The organism is Streptomyces sp. NPDC018610 (assembly GCF_044391765.1).
GTDB lineage: Bacteria > Actinomycetota > Actinomycetes > Streptomycetales > Streptomycetaceae > Streptomyces.
The window spans coordinates 1-14,234 of the sequence record NZ_JBISAL010000003.1 but is presented as its reverse complement, the minus strand read 5'-3'; the positions used below and the strand labels follow the sequence as shown (position 1 = coordinate 14,234).

Genomic DNA, 14,234 nt, shown 5'->3' with positions numbered 1-14,234 from the left:
GAATGATCCCATCCGCTTATACGGAAGACGCCCCTCCTCTTTTGAGGGATCGTTTCACCCGTACGGATTAAAAGTGCGCAACGGGGAAGAACGGACGAACCTCGGCCGCCTACGGTCGCACGGGTGATGAGCAGCAGTCCGGAGACCTCGACCCGCGCGACCGGTGCGCACCGGGCACACCGCGAGGCGCGCGACCGCTCCGCCGCGCGCACCCTGGCCGAGCACCCGCCCGCCTGCTACGAGCCGCACCTCGACGGACTGTTCACCTACTGCCTGTCCGTGCTGTGCGACCACGACGCGGCGACGGCCGCCCTCGGGGAAGCGCTCGCGTGCGCCGAGCGGCGCGGACAGCGCGGCCCGGAGAACGGGACGGAGTACCGGGCCTGGCTCTACGCGCTGGCCCGCTGGGCGTGCCTGCGCCGGCTCGCCGCGGCCGGACAACGGCGCGCCGGCACGCACGCCGCCGGCCGTCCCGACGGCCACCGGCAGCGCCCGGACCGATCCGCCCCGCCCGTCCCCGAGGACGTCCGGGAGATCCGGCGACGCCAGCTCGCGCTGCTGGCCTGGCCGGAGGCAGCCGGCACCACCCCGGAGCAGCGGGAGGCCCTGGAACTGGCCGTCCGCCACCGCCTGGCCGGCCACGAGGTCGCCGCGGTCCTCGGCACCGGCCTCGCCACCGCCCGCGAACTGCTCGCCTCCGCCGCCTGCGAGGTGGAGCGCACCCGGGCGGCGCTCGCCGTCGTCGAGGCGGCCGGCTGCCCGGGCGTGGCCGTGCTCGCCGGCAGCGGCGGGTTCGTGCTCAGCACGGCGCTGCGGCGCGAACTCGTCCGGCACGTCGACGACTGTCCGCGCTGCCGCCGCACCGCCGAGCGCGCCGTCCCCGGCCGATGGCCCGGCGCCAGCGTCACCCCCGCCGAACTGCCCGTCCTCACCGCACCCCGCGCGGCCCTGCGCGTCGCCATGACGCACCACCCGCGCGCGCGGGGCACCACCCCTAGGTTCGACCGGCGGGGATTCCCGATGGACCCCAAGGACCGCGCCGCCCGCAGGGACCGGATGCGCGCGCGTGCCGTCACGACGACGGTCGTCGCCACCGTGGTCGCCGCCCCCGTGCTGGCCCTGTGGGCCGCCTACCGGGGCACCCCGACCGGCGAGGGACCGGCCGGCCCCTCCGCCACCGCGCGCGACGCGAGCGATCCCGGCGCCCCGGCCGGCTCGGCCCCGAGCGGCGGCTACGTGACCACCGCCGACGCAGGCCCGGGCCCCGGACCGGCCGACGGACCCGGCACCCGCGCCGGGGTCTCCGTGGCGGTCGTCGCGGCCGGTGGCGCCGGGCACGAGGAGGGCCGGCTGACCGTGGCGGCGGCGACCGCCGGGGACACCACGCTCGTCACCCTGACCGCGTCCGGGTCCGCGCCGGTCCGCTGGTCGGCGACCACCGACGCGCCCTGGCTCTACCTGAGCCGCTCCTCCGGAACGCTGGAACCGGGCGGCACGGTGACGGTCAAGGTGTACGTCGACCCCCTGCGCGAGCCGTCCGGCCACTGGAGCGGCCGGGTGGTGATCTCGCCCGCCCGCACCGTCGTCACCATCGACGGCTACGGCACCGCACCGAGCCCCTCCGCCTCCACGCGGCCCGCCGACCCGTCGCCGCCCGGCGAGCCGGGACCCACCCCCACTCCCACGACCACCGCCGACCCCTCGGAGCCCCCGCCGACCACGCCGCCCGCGTCCCCTCCGCCGTCCACGCCCACCGAGCCGCCCCCGACCGCTCCGGACGGCCCGCCGCCGTCCTCCCCGCAGGACACCGGCGCTCCGAGCCCGTCGAACGGCTAAGGGCTGTCCCGTGATCCCCGGCGGGCGCGCGACGACAGCTACGGCACTCCCCCAAGCTCTTCGAGCAGGGGGCACCCCCACGCCGCGTTGTCGGATCGCCCGAATACGCCCAGTATGTGGACGACCCTCCGCCTTGCGATGCACCGCATCTGACGCCGCGCGCTGATCCACCGGGAATTACGGGACAGCCCTCAGCGCCTCTCGTCGGGCCCGGACGCACGACGAGGAAGGTGAGGTCAGGCCGGCCGCTCGGGGTCCGCCGGGTGCGGGGCGAGCAGCGGGAGGCGGGAGGCGAGCCGTTCCTCGCACAGCTCGGCCAGGCGGTCGTAGCCGGCCTGGCCCATCAGCTCGGTCAGCTCCGCCCGGTAGGAGACGTACACCGGGTCGCCCGCGCCGTGCGCGGATGTCGCCGACGTGCACCACCAGTGCAGGTCGTGTCCGCCCGGACCCCAGCCCCGGCGGTCGTACTCGCCGATCGACACCTGGAGCACCCGGGTGTCGTCGGGGCGGTCGATCCACTCGAAGGTCCGCCGGATCGGCAGCTGCCAGCACACGTCCGGCTTGGTCTCCAGCGGCTCACGGCCTTCCCGGACCGCCAGGATGTGCAGCGAGCAGCCCATGCCGCCCGCGAAGCCCGGCCGGTTCTGGAAGATGCACGAACCCTGGAAGGGACGCGTCTGCCGCGAGCCCTCCTCGTCCTCGGACACCCAGCCGTCACGGGTCCCCTCGGCGTGGTTCTGCCAGATGTCCGGCGTGAGCCGGGCCACGTGCCCGGCGACCCGCTGCTCGTCCTCCTCGTCGGAGAAGTGCGCGCCCAGCGTGCAGCACCCGTCGTCCGCGCGGCCCTCCTGGATGCCCTGGCAGCCGCTGCCGAAGATGCAGTTCCAGCGGGAGGTCAGCCACGTCAGATCACAGCGGAAGACCTGCTCGTCGTCCGCCGGGTCCGGGAACTCCACCCACGCGCGCGCGAAGTCGAGCCCCTTCTCGTCGGCTTCCGTCTCCGAGCCCTTCCTCCCCGGCTTCACAGCCTTCGCCGGGTTCGCCGATTTATCGGTCTTCGCCTTTTTCGTCTTTGGCACGCGTCCAGGGTAAGTCGCCAGGCGACCGGCCCGGGAGCCTCTGACGTCCGTGACCGGCGAGGAGACGACGGCCAGGGGACGATCCGGGCGATCCGGTCGATCGGATCCGCCCGCGTCCCGGCTGGCAGTAGCGTTCCCTACATGAGACTCGGTGTCCTCGACGTGGGTTCGAACACGGTGCATCTGCTGGTGGTCGACGCGCACCCCGGCGCGCGCCCGCTGCCCGCGCACTCGCACAAGGTGGAGCTGCGCCTCGCCCAACTCCTCGACGCGGACGGAGCGATCGGCTCCGAAGGCATCGACAGGCTGATCGCCGTACTCAAGGACGCCCTCCAGGCCGCCGAGGACAAGGGCGTGGAGGACCTGCTGCCGTTCGCGACCTCCGCCGTGCGCGAGGCCGGCAACGCCGACGACGTCCTCGCACGGGTGCGTGAGGCCACCGGCGTCCGGCTCCAGGTGCTCAGCGGCGCGGAGGAGGCCCGCCTGACCTTCCTCGCCGCCCGCCGCTGGTTCGGCTGGTCGGCGGGCAAGCTGCTGGTCCTGGACATCGGCGGCGGCTCCCTGGAGGTCGCCTACGGCATCGACGAGGAACCCGACGCCGCGGTGTCGCTGCCGCTCGGGGCGGGGCGGCTCACCGCCGGCTGGCTGCCCGGCGATCCGCCCGACCCCGAGCACGTCAGGGCGCTGCGCCGGCACGTCCGTACGGAGATCGCGCGGACGGTCGGTGAGTTCACCCGCTTCGGCGCGCCCGACCACGTCGTCGCCACGTCGAAGACGTTCCGGCAGCTCGCGCGCATCGCGGGGGCGGCGCGCTCCGCCGACGGGCTGTACGTACAGCGGGAGCTCAAGCGGGAGTCGCTGGAGGCGTGGGTGCCGAGGCTCGCCGCGATGACGACGGAGGAGCGGGGGGAGCTGCCCGGCGTGTCCGACGGGCGGGCCACCCAGCTCCTGGCCGGGGCGCTGGTCGCCGAGGCGGCGATGGATCTGTTCGGGGTGGAGCGGCTGGAGATCTGCCCGTGGGCGCTGCGGGAGGGCGTGATCCTGCGGCGGCTGGATCACATGGGGTCGGAGTAAGGGTTCTCCGGGGGCGCCCATCGGTTTCCGGGGGCGCCCGAGGGGCGGGGGGACTTCTCGCGCTTCGGGGGTGCGGGTGCGGGTGCGGGTGCGTGTGCGTCGTGGCCGGCCGCGCGGTTCCCCTCGCCCCCGGCAGGCCCGGTCCGCGCCCGCGCCTGCCGGCCGCCGGCCCCGAGGACGCCCCGACGCAGGACGCGCGGTCCTGCGAGAACGGGCGCGGGAAACCGCGGCTCAGCCCCACCGACCCGAATCCCGCGCACCCCACCCTCCCCTCATGCGCCCGAGCCGCCCCCACATGACGAACCCCACAACCGCCCCGAGCCGCCCCGCAGGGGCACACCGCACCCCGTAACCTGTCCCCCATGGCAGAGCCAGTCGTGCGCGTCCCGGATGCGAAGGTCGCCCTGTCGACCGCCTCCGTCTATCCGGAGTCGACGGCGACGGCCTTCGAGATCGCCGCGCGCCTCGGTTACGACGGCGTCGAGGTCATGGTGTGGACCGATCCGGTCAGCCAGGACATCGACGCGCTGCGCAGGCTCAGCGACTACCACGGGATACCGATCCTCGCCGTGCACGCCCCCTGTCTGCTGATCACGCAGCGGGTGTGGTCCACCGACCCCTGGGTCAAGCTCCAGCGGGCCCGCGCGGCGGCCGAGAAGCTGGGCGCGAGCACGGTCGTCGTGCACCCGCCGTTCCGCTGGCAGCGCCAGTACGCCCGCGACTTCGTGAACGGAATCTGGCGGATGGCGGACGAGACCGATGTGCGCTTCGCCGTCGAGAACATGTACCCCTGGCGCTACCGCGACCGCGAGATGCTCGCCTACGCCCCCGACTGGGACGTCACCAAGGACGACTACCGCCACTTCACGATCGACCTCAGCCACGCCGCGACGGCCCGTACCGACGCGCTGAAGATGGTCGACCGCATGGGCGACCGCCTCGGCCACATCCACCTCGCCGACGGCAAGGGCTCGGCCAAGGACGAGCACCTCGTCCCCGGGCGCGGCAACCAGCCCTGTGCCGAGCTGCTGGAACGTATCGCCGGCTCCGGCTTCGACGGACATGTCGTCATCGAGGTCAACACCCGCCGCGCCATGTCGAGCGCGGAGCGCGAGGCCGACCTCGCCGAGGCCCTGGCCTTCACCCGCCTGCACCTGGCGTCGACGGTGCGGGCGCCCCGACGCTGACCGCCGCCGTCGGCCACCGCTGACCGCCGCCGCCGGCCACCGCTGACCGCCACGCAACCCCGCCGCGCGACACCCGCCACGGAACACCGCCCCGCGACCCCCCGCCGCGAGACACGCGTCCCGTATTCCGGACACCCCGTCCCGCTCCCTGGATGACCGGCGTACGCTCGACGGAGTCAGAACTCTGCCACGATGCCACGGCGTGACGCCGGTCCGGCAGAACTCCTTGGCAGAACACCCCGAAGGAGCGAGCGACGATGCCCGAGCTGAGGTCCCGCACAGTCACCCACGGCCGCAACATGGCGGGCGCCCGCGCCCTTATGCGTGCCTCCGGTGTACCCGGTGCGGACATCGGCCGGAAGCCGATCATCGCGATCGCCAACAGCTTCACCGAGTTCGTCCCCGGCCACACCCACCTCGCACCGGTCGGCCGGATCGTCGGCGAGGCGGTCCGCGAGGCCGGCGGCATCCCGCGCGAGTTCAACACCATCGCCGTCGACGACGGCATCGCGATGGGCCACGGCGGCATGCTCTACTCGCTGCCCTCGCGCGACCTGATCGCCGACAGCGTCGAGTACATGGTCGAGGCGCACTGCGCCGACGCCCTGGTCTGCATCTCCAACTGCGACAAGATCACCCCGGGCATGCTGATGGCCGCGCTGCGCCTGAACATCCCGACGGTCTTCGTCTCCGGCGGCCCCATGGAGGCCGGCCGTGCCACCCTGGTCGACGGCACCGTCCGCACCCTCGACCTGATCGACGCCATCTCCGAAGCCGCCAACGACAAGGTCTCCGACGAGGACATCCTCCGTATCGAGGAGAACGCCTGTCCGACCTGCGGCAGCTGTTCGGGCATGTTCACCGCCAACTCGATGAACTGCCTCACCGAGGCCATCGGCCTCTCCCTGCCCGGCAACGGCTCGGTCCTCGCCACCCACACCGCCCGCCGCGCCCTGTACGAGGACGCGGCCCGCACGGTCATGGACATCACGCGCCGCTACTACGACCAGGACGACGAGACGGTCCTGCCGCGCAACGTCGCCACCTTCGCGGCCTTCGAGAACGCCATGGCCCTCGACATCGCCATGGGCGGCTCCACCAACACGATCCTGCACCTGCTGGCCGCCGCCCAGGAGGCGGGCGTCGAGTTCGGCCTGGAGGAGATCGACGCCGTCTCCCGCCGCGTCCCCTGCCTCGCCAAGGTCGCCCCGAACGTCGCCAAGGACCGTACGTACTACATGGAGGACGTGCACCGCGCCGGCGGCATCCCCGCCCTCCTCGGCGAGCTGCACCGGGCCGGCCTGCTCAACGAGGACGTGCACGCCGTGCACAGCCCCTCCCTGGCCGACTGGCTCAAGACCTGGGACGTGCGCGGCGGCTCCCCCTCGCCCGAGGCGGTCGAGCTGTGGCACGCGGCCCCCGGCTGCGTCCGCTCCGCCGAGGCCTTCTCCCAGTCCGAGCGCTGGGAGGCGCTGGACACCGACGCCGAGGGCGGCTGCATCCGCTCCCTCGAACACGCCTACTCCAAGGACGGCGGCCTCGCGGTCCTCAGGGGCAACCTCGCCGTCGACGGCTGCGTGGTGAAGACGGCCGGCGTCGACGAGTCGATCTGGACCTTCGAGGGCCCGGCCGTCGTCTGCGAGTCGCAGGAGGAGGCCGTCCAGAAGATCCTGACCCAGCAGGTCAAGGAGGGCGACGTCGTCGTCATCCGCTACGAGGGCCCCAAGGGCGGCCCCGGCATGCAGGAGATGCTCTACCCGACCTCGTACCTGAAGGGCCGCGGCCTGGGCAAGAAGTGCGCCCTGATCACCGACGGCCGCTTCTCCGGCGGCACCTCGGGCCTGTCCATCGGCCACGCCTCCCCCGAGGCGGCCTCCGGCGGCGCCATCGCGCTCGTCGAGGACGGCGACCGCATCCGCATCGACATCCCGAACCGCTCCATCGAGCTCCTGGTGGACGAGCCGGAGCTGGCCCGCCGCGAGCAGGCCCTGAACGGCGCGTACGCCCCGAAGAACCGCGACCGCAAGGTCACCGCGGCCCTGCGCGCCTACGCCGCGATGGCCACGAGCGCGGACAAGGGCGCCGTCCGGGACGTCTCGAAGCTCGGCTGAGCCCAGCTCGCCCACGAGGCGACGACCGAGGCGAGGGCCGCTCCGCACGGGGCGGCCCTCGCCCGTGTCACCAGGCCGAGGGATCGCTCCCGGCCACGGCGAAGACGGTGCCGTCGGGGGCGCCGGCGCAGACCCGCCCGCCGACGAGGACGGGCGCGGCCAGGGCGCCCGGGACCCGGCCGGCGCCCGCGCCGATCCGCGCCGGCGTCTGCCCGAGCAGGCGGCCCGTACGGGCGTCCACGCCGAGCAGCCGCCCGTCCGCGGCGACGACGTACACATGCCGGCCGTCGGAGACCGGCGCCGACCCGCGGCTCACCGCCGTCTCCAGGTGCCACAGCTGCTTCCCGGCGGCCACGTCGACCGCCTCCAGCGCGCCGCCCGACGCCAGCAGACGCACCACGCCCCCGCTCACCTGCGCCAGCGCGTCCTGGCGGGGGACGGGCAGCGGCACCCGGCGCACCGCCTTCGTCGCGACGGTGTAGCGGACGACCGCTTCCGCGTCCCCGACGACCCGGTCGGCGTCGAGGAGGAAGACCGACCCGTTCTCGGCGCCGACGGGCCGCAGCGTGCCGCGCAGCCGCGCCCCCCAGCGAACGGCGCCCGTCGCCGGGTCCACGGCGGTGACCCGCGTACTGGCCCCGCCGCCGTACGTGCTCGTCGCGTAGACCGACGTGTCCCCGGCGAACGAGTCGAGGGACGGCAGCCCCTGGCCCGCGAGCCGCCGGGTCCACCGGGTGCGGCCCGAGGCGCCGTCCACGCCGGTGACCGTCCCGTCGGCGCCGGTGAGCAGCAGCACCTCGCCCGCCACCCGCCAGCCGCCGCCCGCGGGGACCTCCCGGCGCGTCCGCACCCGGCCCGAGGAGGGGTCGAGCCCCTCCAGACGCCGGCCGTCGGACGCGGCCGCGTACACCAGGCCGCCCGACAGCTCGGGCGTCCCCGACCCCGTGCCGGCGACGGAGTGCCGCCACAGCACGGTCCCGTCGGACGGCTGAAGGGCGAACACCGTGCCCGGCTGCGCGCAGAACAGCCGGCCGGCCCCGGCGGAGCACTGCGGCGCCGCCGTGCGCCCGGACACCGGACGCACCGCCCACGCGCCGGGCGGCCCGGCCGGTGCGGCCCGGTCACCCGAGCGCGCCCGCGCCGGACCGCCGCCGTCGAACAGCTGGACGGCGGCGAACGCGCCGGTCGCGAGCAGACCGAACGCCCCGGCCACCAGCGCGGCCCGCCTGAGCCTGCCCCCGCGCGGCCGCCGCCCGGCCGGCTCGGTGACGGCCTTCGGCCGTGGCACGTCACCGGAGCGCTGAGCCGGTATGAACGCCTGTGTGTCGTACGACGCCGCCAGCGACCGCAACTCCCGCATGAGCTCGTCGGGCGTGGGCCGCTCCTCGGGCTCCTTGGCCAGGCACCGCAGCACGAGCGGCGCCAGGTCCTTCGGCACGCCGGTCAGATCCGGGTCGTCGTGCACCACCTGGTACGCCACGACGTACGGGCTGTCCGAGTCGAACGGCCCGCGCCCGGTGGCCGCGTGCACCAGCACGGACCCGAGGGCGAAGACGTCGGCGGCCGGACCGACCTCCCGCGGCCGCCGGAACTGCTCCGGCGCCATGAACGGCGGCGTGCCGATCAGCTTGCCGGTCTCCGTGCGCAGTTCGCTGTCCTTCGGCCGGGAGATGCCGAAGTCGATGACCTTGGGCCCGTCGTCGGCGAGCAGCACGTTGCTCGGCTTCAGGTCCCGGTGGACGACGCCCACCCGGTGGATGTCCCGCAGCGCCTCGGCGAGCCCGGCCATCAGCCGGCGCAACTGGGCCGGAGCCATCGGACCGTTCCGCTTCACCTGCTCGGACAGGGTCGGGCCGGGGATGAACAGGGTGGCCATCCAGGGCCGCCCGGCCTCCGGGTCGGCGTCGACGACCGGCGCCGTGAAAGCACCGCTGACCCGCCGGGCCGCCGCCACCTCCTGCCGGAACCGCCCCCTGAACTCCGGGTCCTGGGCGAACTCGGCATGCACCACCTTCACCGCGAGCTTCAGCCCCGAGGTGCTGTGGGCCAGGTGCACCACGCCCATGCCGCCAGAGCCGAGACACGACTCCAGACGGTAGTGACCGGCGTACTCCGGAAGTTCCGCTTCCACGCCCGCTCCGATGTTGCGCTGTGGCGCCATGGACCACCCCCGTGCTCTTCGTCCGCGCGCGCGACGCACGGAGCCTAGTCGATGGTTCGAACAGGACAGAGGCGGCTTGCTAGCGTTCGCGTACGCGTCGCGCACATGTGTTTGACGGCGCGGTCCGAGGGAATCGAGGCGATCCCATGGCGATCATGGGATCGACGGGGGAGGTCTTTCATGTCTGTCGACCGTGTCGAGGACACCGAGGAGCGCGGCCGGGAGCAGGCCGTCACGGAACCGGCCGCGACGGCCACGCAATCGGCCGCGACGGCGTCCGTGCGGTACTACCCGGTCGCGCCGGGCGTCCGCCTCAACGTCCGCAGCGGCCCCGGCACCGGCTACGGCGTCATCCGCGTCCTGAACGAGGGCGCCGAGGTTCCCATCTACTGCCAGTCCCCGGGCACCAAGGTCACCGGCCCCTACGGCACCTCCACCATCTGGGACAACATCAGCAACGGCGGATACGTCTCGGACGCCTACGTCCACACGGGCAGCGACGGCTACATCGCCTCACGCTGCTCCTGAACCGGGCCCCTGAGCCCCTGGCCCGCGGCCGTACCGCGCCATAATCGTCCCGTGAGCGACGAGAACGGCACCCCGGACACGACCGCGGGCCCCGCGGCCCCCGCCGGCGGCCCCCGGCCCGAACCCCTGCGTTTCTTCGGCACCACCTGGGTCGACCACGACAACGGCTACGCGGCCCGCCGCGCGGGCGTCGCCGCCGGCTCACTGCTCGCCGCCGCTGCCGCCTGCCTCGTGCTCCGCTTCGCCTACGAAGGCCTTCGGATCGCGAACTCCGGCGCCTTCGTCACGCTCCTGGTCGTCGTGATGTTCGCCGTGTGCAGCGCGCTCGCCTTCCGGCACACCTGGGACGGCTTCACCCGGCGCCCCGACCCCGAGCGCCAGGCCTCCCTGCGCGGCCTGCTCGCCATCGGGTTCATCGGCTCCCTCCTCGCCTACTTCTTCCGCTCCCTCACCGAGGCGCCCGGCGAGAGACTGCACCGCGGGGAGTACGAGCAGGCCCGCGAGCAGTACGCCCGCCGCACCACCCGCCGCTCCGGCAACCCCTCCAAGAAGCGCCGCCGCTCCTGACCCGGTCCGGGACGGACACTTCCTGCCCCGCCCGAGGCGCCGGGCCCGGTGACCGCCCCGGGACCGTCCCCCCCGTCCGCCGGCCACGCCGGGGGAAGGCCCTCCACCCGGTGGCCACGCCTGGTGGCCACGCCCGAGGAAGGCCCCCCGCCCGAGCCGGTGACCGCACTCCGGAAAAGAACCCCTCGTCCGGCGGCCGGTCCACCGATCATGGACGTATGACCGCTTCCCCGTCGCCCGCCCCGGACTCCGCGGCCGCGCACGCCGCCCGCGCCCGCTCCTTCGACGCGGCCGCCGCCGAGTACGCCGCCCACCGCCCCTCCTACCCGCCCGCGCTCTTCGACGCGGTGGAGGAACTCACCGGCCGCCCCCTCGCCGGCGCGCGCGTCGCCGACGTCGGGGCCGGCACCGGCATCTCCACCGCCCTCCTCCATGAGCGCGGCGCACGGGTCCTGGCCGTCGAGCCCGGCGACGGAATGGCCGCCCAGCTCCGCCGCGGCCACCCCGACCTGCCCGTCGTGCGCGGCAGCGGCGACGCCCTGCCCCTCGCCGACGCCTCCGTCGACCTCCTCACCTACGCCCAGGCCTGGCACTGGACCGACCCCGGCCGCTCGGTCCCCGAGGCCCTGCGCGTGCTGCGCCCCGGCGGCGCGCTCGCCCTGTGGTGGAACACGGACGCCCTCGACGTCGAATGGATCGCCGAGGCGGGCCGCCGCCTCGGACGCTACTTCGGCATCGACGTCTTGGCCGAGAAGCAGCGGGCCGCCCGCACCGAGCGGGCCGATCCCTCCGGCCGGCTCGACTTCGCCCGCCGCGAGGTGCGCTGGAGCCGCCGCATCCCCCTCGACGCCCACCTCGCCAACATCGCCAGCCACTCGTTCTTCCTGGTCTGCCCGGAGGAACAGCGCACCGCCTTCCTCGCCGAGGAGCGCGAGCACCTGCTGAGGCTCTTCCCCGACGGCATCGTCGAGGAGACCTACGACGTTCTCCTCCTCGTCGCCGCCAAGCCCTGACGGACGGTCCCCGCCCCGGGCCCGCCGCCCCGGCCCGCCCGGGCCCTCGCGCCCGCCCGGGAGCACCCTGTTCCGCCTGCCGGACAAGCCGCCGTCCGCCGTACCGCCGGTGCGAGGATGAACCCCATGAGCCAGAAAGTCGCAGTCCTCGGCACCGGCAAGATCGGCGAAGCCCTGCTCAGCGGAATGATCGGGTCCGGCTGGGCCGCCTCCGATCTCCTGGTCACCGCCCGCCGCCCCGAGCGGGCCGAGGAACTCCGCGCCCGCCACGGAGTCACCCCGGTCACCAACGCAGAGGCGGCCAAGACCGCCGACACGCTGATCCTCACGGTCAAGCCCCAGGACATGGGCACGCTCCTCGACGAACTCGCCCCGCACATCCCCGCCGACCGCCTGGTCATCAGCGGCGCCGCGGGCATCCCCACCGCCTTCTTCGAGGAACGCCTGGCCCCCGGCACCCCGGTCGTCCGCGTCATGACCAACACGCCCGCCCTGGTCGACGAGGCGATGTCCGTCATCTCCGCCGGCACCCACGCCACCGCCGCGCACCTCGCCCACGCCGAGGAGATCTTCGGCGCGGTCGGCAAGACGCTGCGCGTCCCCGAGTCCCAGCAGGACGCCTGCACCGCGCTGTCCGGCTCCGGTCCGGCGTACTTCTTCTACCTGGTCGAGGCCATGACGGACGCCGGCATCCTGCTCGGCCTGCCCCGCGACAAGGCCCACGAGCTGATCGTCCAGTCCGCCATCGGCGCCGCGGTGATGCTCCGCGACAGCGGCGAGCACCCCGTCAAGCTGCGCGAGAACGTCACCTCGCCGGCCGGCACGACGATCAGCGCCATCCGCGAACTGGAGAACCACGGGGTGCGGGCCGCGCTCATCGCCGCGCTGGAGGCCGCCCGCGACCGCAGCCGCGAGCTGGCCTCCGGAAACAACTGACACCGGCCCCGGACGGCACCGGCTTCGTGCGGCGGGCGGGGCGGCCTTCCCCGCCCGCCGCACGAGCGCCCTTCAGGCGGGCAGCAGCCCGATCGCCCGGTACGCAGCGTCGACCGTGGGCCGCGCCATCCCCCTGGCCTTCTCGGCGCCCGCCCGCAGCACCCCGTCCACATACCCGGGGTCCGCGCACAGTTCCCGGTGCCGCTCCTGCACGGGCCTGAGGAGTTCGACCACGGCCTCCGCGGTGTCCTTCTTCAAGGCCCCGTACGACTCGTACGCACCGCCGAGCACCTCCGGGTCCCCGCCCTCACACGCGGCGAGGATCTCCAGGAGGTTCGCCACCCCCGGCCGCTCCTCACGGTCGTAGACGACGTCCCGCCCGCTGTCGGTCACCGCCCGCATGACCTTCCTGCGCACCACCTCGGGCTCGTCCAGCAGGTAGACGATGCCCGGACCGGAGTCGTCCGACTTCCCCATCTTCGAGGCCGGGTCCTGAAGGTTCATCACCCGCGCCGCCACTTTCGGCGCTGTCGCCTTCGGCACGGTGAAGGTGTGCCCGTAGCGGTGGTTGAACCGCACGGCCAGGTCCCGGGCCAGCTCCACGTGCTGTGTCTGGTCGTCCCCGACCGGCACCTCGTCCGTGCCGTACGCCAGGATGTCCGCCGCCATCAGCGCCGGATACGTCAGCAGCGACAGCCGTACGCTCCCGCCGCGCCCCTGCTCGCGCGCGGCCTTCTCCTTGTACTGGATCATCCGGCGCATCTCACCGTCGGTGGCCACGCACTCCAGCAGATAGGACAGTCGCGCGTGCTCGTCCACGTGGCTCTGCACGAACACCGTGCACCGCTTCGGATCGAGACCGGCCGCCAGCAGCAGCGTCGCGGCCTGCCGGCTCAGTCTGCGCACCCGCGCGGGATCGTGGTCGACGGTCAGTGCGTGCAGATCGACGACGCAGAACAGGGCGTCGGCCTGGTGCTGGTCCACCTCGGCCCACCGCCGCAGGGCGCCCAGGTAGTTCCCGAGCGTGAGGTGTCCGGTCGGCTTGACCCCGCTGAAGACCCGTGTCATTCCAGCTCCATCTCCTGGTCGTGGCCGCCGGCCTCGGTCGGCCGGCCCCCGGGAGCCCTGGAGGGGAAACGAGAACGGCCGCCGAGGCGGCGGCCGTTGGTTGCGTACGTGAGCGCGGCCGCCGTCAGGCGGCCCACCACTGGTCAGTGCACGTACGCGTCATCATGGGGACGAGGCTACGCCCGGAAGGGCGGGTTCCGCAGCGAGTTGACACGCCTCGCCGTGATCCGTACAGTACTCCGAGTTGTCCGACGTGAGAGCCGACTCCGGTCGGTCCCCGGGCAGCCACTCCGCAAGTCACCACCTCTACTCGACGACAGTCGTGCAATGTCTGCCGTTGTTTCATTGGCGCGTGCATTTACGGAATGAGGAATCCGCGTTCGCGAGAACGCAGCCCCGATTCGCACGGGGACACGGAATCCGCTAAAGTCTCACTCGTCGGAACGGCCCAACGGACCGGGAAGACAGCCCCGCTGACCGGGGATCAGGTCGAGAAAGATCTGATAGAGTCGGAACCGCCGGAAAGGGAAACGCGAAAGCGGGAACCTGGAAAGCACCGAGGAAATCGGATCGGAAAGATCTGATAGAGTCGGAAACGCAAGACCGAAGGGAAGCGCCCGGAGGAAAGCCCGAGAGGGTGAGTACAAAGGAAGCGTCCGTTCCTTGAGAACTCA

11 protein-coding genes are annotated in these 14,234 nt (G+C 73.6%); 8 read left to right on the top strand and 3 right to left on the bottom strand.

Features of this window, described 5'->3' with window-relative positions; all coding sequences use genetic code 11:
- The first annotated feature begins 126 nt into the window (after nucleotides 1-126).
- A complete protein-coding gene (locus tag ACH5A8_RS09610) occupies nucleotides 127-1,836 on the top strand; it encodes a hypothetical protein (protein ID WP_398999850.1) in 1,710 nt (569 codons plus the stop codon).
- Between the two features lie 236 nt (nucleotides 1,837-2,072).
- Here ACH5A8_RS09610 and ACH5A8_RS09605 read toward each other — a convergent pair whose 3' ends face one another.
- A complete protein-coding gene (locus ACH5A8_RS09605; protein ID WP_398999848.1) occupies nucleotides 2,073-2,915 on the bottom strand; it encodes a hypothetical protein in 843 nt (280 codons plus the stop codon).
- Nucleotides 2,916-3,056: 141 nt separating this feature from the next.
- On the opposite strand from ACH5A8_RS09605, the gene ACH5A8_RS09600 reads away from it, so the two are divergent.
- The 3 genes from ACH5A8_RS09600 to ilvD all read left to right on the top strand — a co-directional run bounded on the left by ACH5A8_RS09600 (nucleotide 3,057) and on the right by ilvD (nucleotide 7,287).
- Nucleotides 3,057-3,989, top strand: a complete 933-nt coding sequence (locus ACH5A8_RS09600; protein ID WP_398999846.1) for a Ppx/GppA family phosphatase — start codon at nucleotides 3,057-3,059, stop codon at nucleotides 3,987-3,989.
- Nucleotides 3,990-4,351: 362 nt separating this feature from the next.
- A complete protein-coding gene (locus ACH5A8_RS09595) occupies nucleotides 4,352-5,176 on the top strand; it encodes a sugar phosphate isomerase/epimerase family protein (RefSeq protein ID WP_398999844.1) in 825 nt (274 codons plus the stop codon).
- Nucleotides 5,177-5,433: 257 nt separating this feature from the next.
- A complete protein-coding gene (ilvD, locus tag ACH5A8_RS09590; RefSeq protein ID WP_398999841.1) occupies nucleotides 5,434-7,287 on the top strand; it encodes a dihydroxy-acid dehydratase in 1,854 nt (617 codons plus the stop codon).
- Nucleotides 7,288-7,354: 67 nt separating this feature from the next.
- Here the strand turns inward: ilvD and ACH5A8_RS09585 are convergent, their stop codons facing one another.
- Nucleotides 7,355-9,448, bottom strand: coding sequence for a serine/threonine-protein kinase (locus ACH5A8_RS09585; protein WP_398999839.1), 2,094 nt, complete (start codon nucleotides 9,446-9,448; stop codon nucleotides 7,355-7,357).
- Between the two features lie 180 nt (nucleotides 9,449-9,628).
- Here ACH5A8_RS09585 and ACH5A8_RS09580 point away from each other — a divergent pair, with 180 nt between their 5' ends.
- The 4 genes from ACH5A8_RS09580 to proC all read left to right on the top strand — a co-directional run bounded on the left by ACH5A8_RS09580 (nucleotide 9,629) and on the right by proC (nucleotide 12,492).
- Entirely contained in the window at nucleotides 9,629-9,976 is a 348-nt protein-coding gene (locus ACH5A8_RS09580; protein ID WP_398999837.1) for an SH3 domain-containing protein, read from the top strand.
- A 51-nt stretch (nucleotides 9,977-10,027) separates the two neighbouring features.
- Complete coding sequence (locus ACH5A8_RS09575) at nucleotides 10,028-10,543, top strand: EamA/RhaT family transporter (RefSeq protein ID WP_398999835.1); 516 nt, start codon at nucleotides 10,028-10,030, stop codon at nucleotides 10,541-10,543.
- Nucleotides 10,544-10,761: 218 nt separating this feature from the next.
- Nucleotides 10,762-11,556, top strand: a complete 795-nt coding sequence (locus ACH5A8_RS09570; RefSeq protein WP_398999833.1) for a class I SAM-dependent methyltransferase — start codon at nucleotides 10,762-10,764, stop codon at nucleotides 11,554-11,556.
- 126 nt (nucleotides 11,557-11,682) lie between these two features.
- Nucleotides 11,683-12,492: a pyrroline-5-carboxylate reductase gene (gene proC / locus ACH5A8_RS09565; protein ID WP_398999831.1), complete on the top strand. Its 810-nt coding sequence runs from the start codon at nucleotides 11,683-11,685 to the stop codon at nucleotides 12,490-12,492.
- Between the two features lie 72 nt (nucleotides 12,493-12,564).
- Here the strand turns inward: proC and trpS are convergent, their stop codons facing one another.
- Nucleotides 12,565-13,560 carry a tryptophan--tRNA ligase gene (gene trpS, locus ACH5A8_RS09560; RefSeq protein ID WP_398999829.1) on the bottom strand — a complete coding sequence of 332 codons (996 nt, stop codon included), beginning with the start codon at nucleotides 13,558-13,560 and terminating at the stop codon, nucleotides 12,565-12,567.
- Nucleotides 13,561-14,234: the final 674 nt, after the last annotated feature.

Bases quoted from the DNA above. Each gene is read 5' to 3' on its own strand.
- ACH5A8_RS09610 (WP_398999850.1), top strand. From the start codon at position 127: ATGAGCAGCAGTCCGGAGACCTCGACCCGCGCGACCGGTGCGCACCGG.
- ACH5A8_RS09600 (WP_398999846.1), top strand. From the start codon at position 3,057: ATGAGACTCGGTGTCCTCGACGTGGGTTCGAACACGGTGCATCTGCTG.
- ACH5A8_RS09595 (WP_398999844.1), top strand. From the start codon at position 4,352: ATGGCAGAGCCAGTCGTGCGCGTCCCGGATGCGAAGGTCGCCCTGTCG.
- ilvD (WP_398999841.1), top strand. From the start codon at position 5,434: ATGCCCGAGCTGAGGTCCCGCACAGTCACCCACGGCCGCAACATGGCG.
- ACH5A8_RS09585 (WP_398999839.1), bottom strand. From the start codon at position 9,448: ATGGCGCCACAGCGCAACATCGGAGCGGGCGTGGAAGCGGAACTTCCG.
- ACH5A8_RS09580 (WP_398999837.1), top strand. From the start codon at position 9,629: ATGTCTGTCGACCGTGTCGAGGACACCGAGGAGCGCGGCCGGGAGCAG.
- ACH5A8_RS09570 (WP_398999833.1), top strand. From the start codon at position 10,762: ATGACCGCTTCCCCGTCGCCCGCCCCGGACTCCGCGGCCGCGCACGCC.
- proC (WP_398999831.1), top strand. From the start codon at position 11,683: ATGAGCCAGAAAGTCGCAGTCCTCGGCACCGGCAAGATCGGCGAAGCC.
- trpS (WP_398999829.1), bottom strand. From the start codon at position 13,560: ATGACACGGGTCTTCAGCGGGGTCAAGCCGACCGGACACCTCACGCTC.